This window comes from Microbulbifer sp. JSM ZJ756 (assembly GCF_044383805.1).
Classification (GTDB): Bacteria; Pseudomonadota; Gammaproteobacteria; order Pseudomonadales; family Cellvibrionaceae; genus Microbulbifer; species Microbulbifer zhoushanensis.
In genome coordinates this window covers 1-6830 of the sequence record NZ_JBISER010000021.1, presented here as the reverse complement: position 1 = coordinate 6830, position 6830 = coordinate 1, and the positions used below count along the sequence as shown (strand labels likewise).

Annotated in this window: 1 protein-coding gene; it reads left to right on the top strand. The window is 64.8% G+C overall.

All coding sequences use genetic code 11. The features are described 5' to 3' along the window. The coding region (locus tag ACH6CX_RS18395) for a hypothetical protein (RefSeq protein WP_396676196.1) at positions 1-6830 on the top strand (6830 nt) is incomplete at both ends.

Sequence of the window (6830 nt, the reverse complement as noted above, 5' to 3'; positions counted from 1 at the left end):
ACCAAGGGCGACAAGATCAGCAAGGGCAAGGGTCACCGGGTGGATAACACCACCGACGAGACCAGCGTGACCTTCTCCTCCAAGTTCTTCGACGGCGGTTCCACCACCGTGGTGGACGCGCTCGGCAACGCCCGCGCCTACTCCAACGAACAGCAGTACGTCGACTGGCGGGTGGCCAACGGCTACTACGCCACCTACGACGCCGCGGTGGCGGCGACCGACACCAGCTACCAGGCGCAGGTGGATAACATCCGCCAGGGCCACAGCCTGCAGTACACCTACCTGTCCAACGGCTATATCACCGAGATCGTGGACCAGGAGGGTTACCACTCCACCTACGCCTACAACGACAACGGCGACCTGGTGTCGATGACCGACCGCAACGCCTGGGGCGCGGTGAACTCCGACAGCGCCTACTTCCGGCAGCTGCGCGCCGACCTGGGTTATACCGATGCGGCCGGCAACGGCAAGCTGGTGGCCAACCTGACCCAGGCCGAGCAGGATGCCCTGACCGAGCTGTACACCTCGCACTTCAACTACGACAGCAACGGCAACCTGCTGACGCTGGCGGACAACGACGGCTCCGAGACCCGCTTTACCTACACCAGCTTCAACAAGATCGCCTCGCGCACCTCCGCCACCGGCGTGGCGCTGACGGTCTCCGACGATGCCCACTACCAGGCCCTGCGCCAGGACCTGGGTTACGCGGCGCTGGTGGCGGACCTGACTGCCGCGGATGTGCAGGCGCTGCTGGACCTGTACACCACCTTCTACGAGTACGATGCCAACCAGAACCTGGTGGAGGAGCGCAGCCCCGGCGGTGACCTGACCCGTTACGAGTACGATGCCTACGGCAACCGCACCCGCCGCATCGTGTTCCTGGATGCCACCGACCTGGCCGACCCGGCCAAGCAGCAGGTGACCCAGTACTTCTACGATGCCTACGGCAACAACATCGAGACCATCGATGCCGAGGGCAACCGCACCTTCGCCGAGTACGACCACTTCGGCAACCTGACCCGGTTGATCGACGGCAACGGCGGAGTGACCACTTACACCTACGATAACGACAACCGCCTGCTGACGGTGATCGACCCGGAAGGCCACACCACCGTCAACACCTACGACGCGGTGGGCAACCGCATCAGCGTCACCGATGCCAACGGCAACACGGTGTACCGCTTCTTCGACAAGAACAACCGCCTGATCCAGACCATGGATCCGTCCAGCGTGGACCCGGCGCAGGACCGCGTGACCCAGTACCAGTACGACCTGGTGGGCAACCGCACCAGCATGACCGATGCCGAGGGCCGTACCACCGATTACGTGTTCAACAACCGGCGCGAGCTGCTGGAGGCCATCACCGCGGCGGTGGCCGGTGCGGACGGCAACAGCACCCGCTACACCACCAGCTACGGCTACGACGGTGAGGGCAACCGGGTCACCATGACCAACCATGGCGGTGCCACCACCGAGATGCTGTACAACGCCGACGGCATCCTCTCCCAGCGCACCGACGCCAACGGCCATATCACCCGCTACAGCTACGACGCCAACAACAACCAGGTGATGGTTGTGGCCGGCCTGCAGCTGCCGGTGAGCCAGCGCCAGGTGCTGAAGTTCGGTTACGACGAGGAAGACCAGCTCGAAGAGCAGACCGATGCAGAGGGGGGCACCACCACCTTCTATCGCGATGCGGTGGGCAATGTGATTGCCGAGGTGGACGCGCGCGGACCCGAGTCCGGCGATGCAGAGGCCTACACCACCCGCTACGAGTTCGACCGCAACAACCGCATGATCCGCGAGACCACCCCGGAGGTGTACGACCCGGAGACCGGCGGACTCACCCGGCACGTGATCGAGCATCACTACGATGCCAACGGCAACGAAGTCAAAATGGTGGACGGCGACGGCAATGCCACCACCTTCGCCTACGACCTGGACAACCAGCTGGTGCGGGTGACCGATGCCAACGGCATCAACACCGTCTACAGCTACGACGCCAACCACAACCGCACCCGCGTTGAAGTGGGTGTGGACATGGACGCGAACGGTGTTGTGATCGGCCGCGACGATGCGCAGGTCACCACCTATACCTACGACGAGTTCAACCAGCTGGTGGCGCAGACCGATGGCCTGGGCAACGCCCTGGCCGAGAGCAACGACGCGCGCTACCAGCAGATGCGTGTGGAACGCGGCTACGCCGCCGACGCCACCCTGCTCACCGACAGCGACAAGGCCGCCCTGCGGGCTCTCTACACCGAGCACTACAGCTACGACCGCGTCGGTAACCAGCTGACCCGCACCGATAACGAAGACCGTCTCACCACCTTCGACTACGACGCGCTGAACCGCCTGGTGACCACCACCGATGCCCACGGCAGCACCATCACCAGCAAGTACGACGGCAACGGCAACCTGGTCGAGCGCAAGGACCAGAACGGCAATATCACCACCTATGCCTACGACGCCCTCGATCGCCTGACCGACACCACCAACGCCATCGGCACCGTCACCCACAACGACTACGATGACTTCGGTAACGTCACCAGCACCACCGAGGCGTTCGGCACCGCGGAGGCGCGCGAGACCCAGTTCGTCTACAACCTCAACAACTGGGTAGTACAGCAGACCGATCCCGAACAGCACACCGTGGCCTACCGTTACGATGCGGTGGGCAACCGCGTGGAAGTGACCGACGGTCGCGGCAACCCCACCCAGACCGTCTACGACGCACTGGACCGGGTCATCAAGGTGATCGATGCCGAGGGCTTCGAGACCCAGTACGAATACGACGGTGCCAACAACCGCGTGGGCATCATCGACGCCCGCGGCGGCGTGACCCGCATCGACTACGACGGCGGCAACCGCCAGGTGGCCATGACCGATGCCGAGGGCCGTGTCACCCAGTACGATTACGACGTGCGCGGCAATCGCATTGCCATGCGCACCGCCGCCGGCACCGCCGACGAGCAGCTCACCGTGTTCGAGTACGATGCCGAGAACAACCTGCGCTCGGTCACCGACGGTGAGGGCAATGTCACCACCAACGACTACGACCGGGTCTACAACCGCATCAGCGTGGTGGACGGCAACGGCAACGAGACCACCAGCGCGTTCGATGCCCTCAATCGCCTGGTCAGTGTCACCAACGCCGAGAACGAGACCACCACCTACAGCTACGACGCGGTGGGCAACCGCCTGACCACCACCGACGCGCTGGGCCGCGTCACCAGCTGGGCCTACGACGCCGTCAACCGCGTCACCACCCAGACCGACGCCCACGGCGTGCAGACCACCTACACCTACGATGCGGTGGACAACCGCACCAGCATCACCGCCGCGGCCAACACTGCCCAGGCGGCCACCACCGTGTTCGAGTACGACCTGGACGATCGCCTGGTGCGCGAAGTGGATGCCATGGGCGGCGAGCGGCGGTACAGCTACGACCCCAACGACAACCGCACCACCGTCATCGACGAGAACGGCAACGCCACCGTCTACACCTACGACAGGAACAACCGGGTCACCGATATCCAGGACCCGGAAGGTGGTATCACCCACTACAGCTACGACGGCAACGGCAACCGCACCCAGGTGATCGACCCGCGCGGCAACGCCACCACCAGCTACTTCAATGCCAACAACGAAGTGGTGCTGGAAGTGGACGCCGAGGGCTATGCCACCAGCCGGGTGTATGACAACAACGGCAACGTCGCCAGCCAGACCCTGCACATGACCCCGGTCGGTGCCGTGACCCCGGGCACCGAGCCCACCGTGGTCGCTGGCGCGGACGACCAGACCGTTACCTTCGACTACGACCAGGTCAACCGCCTGACCGCCCGCGTCGACGGCGAGGGCAACACCACCACCTACAGCTACGACGGCGTCGGCAACCAGCTGACCGTCACCGACGGCAATGGCAACACCACCGTCAACACCTACGACATGGTCAACCGCCTGGTGACCGTCACCAACGCCGAGGACGAGACCACCGTCTACACCTACGACGACGTGGGCAACCGGGTGAGCATGGTGGATGGCAACGGCCATATCACCAGCTACACCTACGACGGCCTCAACCGCGTGGTGACCGAGACCAACGCGGAGAACGAGACCACCACCTACGCCTACGATGCGGTGGGCAACCGCATCGGCATGACCGACGCGCTGGGCCGCGAGACCGTTTACGTCTACGACCTCAACAACCGCATGGTCAAGCAGGTCAACGCCGACCTGGTGGAGACCACCTACGCCTACGACGAGGCCGGCAACCGCACCAGCGTCACCGCCGCGGCCAACACCGCCCAGGCGGCCACCACCCTCTACGCCTACGACGGCAACAACCGCGTCACCGACATGACCGACGCCGAGGGCGTGGTGACCCACTATGTGCTCGATGCCAACGGCAATGCGGTGGAAGAGCACCGCGCCTACGGTACCGCCGAAGCGCGCGTGAGCTTCACCACCTTCGACAAGAACAACCGCGCCACCCACGTCCAGGACCCGGAGGGCGGTGTCACCGAGTACCGCTACGATGCCGCCGACAACCGCGTGGCAGTGATCGATGCCCGCGGCAACGTCACCACCAACTACTTCGACCGCGCCAACCGCGGCGTGGCCACCGTGGATGCGGAAGGCTACCTGACCGAGCGCAGCTTCGACGGCGTCGGCAATGTCACCAGCCAGACCCTGTACGCCCAGCCGGTCTCCAGCGTCGATCCGTCCGTGGTCCCCACCCCGGTGGCGGACCCGGCACAGGACCAGACCGTCACCTTCGAGTACGACATGGTCGACCGCCTGACCGCGCGCACCGATGGTGAGGGCAACACCACCAGCTACACCTATGACGAAGTGGGCAACCAGCTGACCGTCACCGACGGCAACGGCAACACCACCGTCAACACCTACGACATGGTCGACCGCCTGCTGACCAGCACCAACGCGGAAGGCGAGACCACCGCCTATAGCTACGACGACGTGGGCAACCGCGTGACCATGGTGGACGGCAACAACCACACCACCACCTACGAGTACGACCTGCTCAACCAGCTGGTGGCCGAGACCAACGCCGAGAACGAGACCACCCGTTACGACTACGACGCGGTGGGCAACCGCATCTCCAGCACCGACGCGCTGGGCCGTGAGACCCGCTGGGAATACGACCTCAACAACCGGGTAACCAAAGAGATCAATGCGGACCTGGTGGAGACCACCTACGCCTACGACGAGCTGGGCAACCGCACCAGCATGACCGTCGCGGCCAACACCGCGCTGGCCCAGACCACCGCCTACAGCTACGACCTGAACAACCGCCTGGTGAGCAGCACCGACGCGCTGCAGCAGACCACCAGCTACGGCTACGACGCCAACGGCAACCGCGTGTCCGTCACCGATCCGCGCGGCAACACCGTGGTGAGCTACTTCGACAAGACCAACCAGCAGACCGCCCAGGTGGATGCCGAGGGCTATGTCACCACCTGGACCTACGACGCCGCCGGCAACCGGGTCGGGCAGACCCTGTTTATGGCACCGGTTACCGGTGCCGACCCGGCCGTGCCGCCGTCGCCGGTGGCCGGCGCCGACGACCAGGCGGTGGTCTACGAGTTCGACCGCGCCAACCGCCTCGCGGCGCAGGTCAACGGTGAGGGCGACCGCACCGAATATACCTATGACGGTGTCGGCAACCAGCTGACCGTCACCGACGGCAATGGCAACACCACCGTCAACACCTACGACGCGGCCAACCGCCTGCTGACCAGCACCAACGCCGAAGGCGAGACCACCAGCTACACCTATGACGAGGTGGGCAACCGCCTCGCCATGACCGACGGCAATGGTCACACCACCAGCTACGGCTACGACCAGGTCAATCGCCTGGTCACCGTCACCAATGCGGAAAACGAAACCACCCGCTACGGCTACGACGCCGTGGGCAACCGTATCTCCGAGACCGACGCGCTGCTGCGCGAGACCACCTGGGAGTACGATGTACTCAACCGCGTGGTGAAGGAGACCGCCGCCGACCTGGTGGAGACCACCTATGCCTACGACGAGGTAGGCAACCGCACCAGCATGACCGTCGCGGCCAACACCGCCGACGCGGTGACCACCAGCTACACCTACGACGACAACAACCAGCTGCGCAGCGAAACCAACGCGCTGAACCAGACGGTGTCCTACGACTACGACGCCAATGGCAACCGCGTTGCCATGACCGACGCGCGCGGCAATACCACCAGCTACACCTTCGACAAGAACAACCGCCTGACCCACGTCACCGACCCGGAGCTGCATACGGTCGAGTACCGCTACGATGCGGCCGACAACCAGGTGGAAATGGTCGATGCCCGCGGCAACGTCACCACCAACTACTTCGACCGCGCCAACCGCCAGGTGGCGAGCGTGGATGCCGAAGGCTTCATGGTGCAGCGGAGTTACGACGACGCCGGCAACCTGCAGACCGAAACCCGCTACATGACCGCGCTGGGCAGCGTCGACCCGTCGGCACTGCCGACCCCGGTGGCCGGCCCGGACGACCAGGTCGTGACATTCGAGTACGACAGGGCCGACCGCCTGACCGCGCGCATCAGCGGCGAGGGCTTCCGCACCGAATACAGCTACGACGAAGTGGGCAACCGCACCAGCGTGCGCCAGCACCGCGACCTGGCCGGCACCGACATCGCCGAGACACGCTTCTTCTTCGACAGCGTCAACCGCGAGGTGGCGCAGCTGAGCGCCGAGGGCTACCTGACCGAAACGGTGTACGACGACGTCGGCAACGTGAAGAGCGTGACCCTGTACAACGAGCGCGCCAGCGTGATCGATGG